Source organism: Psychrobacter sp. 1Y4, from assembly GCF_051847555.1.
Window position 1 is genome coordinate 1 of record NZ_JBPYDE010001135.1, and the last position, 522, is coordinate 522.

The 522-nt window shown below is 46.0% G+C and carries 1 protein-coding gene; it reads right to left on the reverse strand.

Going from position 1 to position 522, the window contains the following annotated elements; translation table 11 throughout:
- Positions 1 to 125: 125 nt before the first annotated feature.
- A partial coding sequence (locus ACS8FC_RS20800; protein WP_439298181.1) for a tetratricopeptide repeat protein occupies positions 126 to 522 on the reverse strand: 397 nt, incomplete at its 5' end.

A 522-nucleotide genomic window follows, 5' to 3' on the forward strand; every position in this document is an offset into this window, starting at 1 on the left:
TAAAGACGCGCTACAAGGCTAATTTTTCATTTTGGGTAGCAAATGGCATGTGAGCTGCTATTACTGAGAATGATGTCGTCAAGCGCACCCGTTGTTGTACGAAAAACTGACTATTTAAAAACCGCCTAAGGCTCAAAGTCTTTGGCGGTTTTTATTGCTTTGATTTCTGCATTGATATTGGCTAGCAATGGGCGCGCACTATTGCTTTGTGCTGTGGCTTGCAGGTTTTCAGTCAATTGCTTGGCCTGCGTCAGTGATGTCAACGCACTCTCATAGCGCCCATTCCAAAGTTGATCATAACTGCGATAACGCAATGCGTTGATCGTTGCAATATTAGCCAGTTGTGGTGACGTTGCAGTTTTAGCAAGCTTTTCATTAGCAAGCTGCAGACTTTGCCATGCATAGCGATCGCTTGGTTGCTGCTCTGTGAGTGGTTTTAGCAGTGCTTGTGCTTGTGTCGGCTGATTGCTATTGGTCAGTGCTTCCGCCAAATATAGGCGTAAGTCACGGCGCTCAGGATAC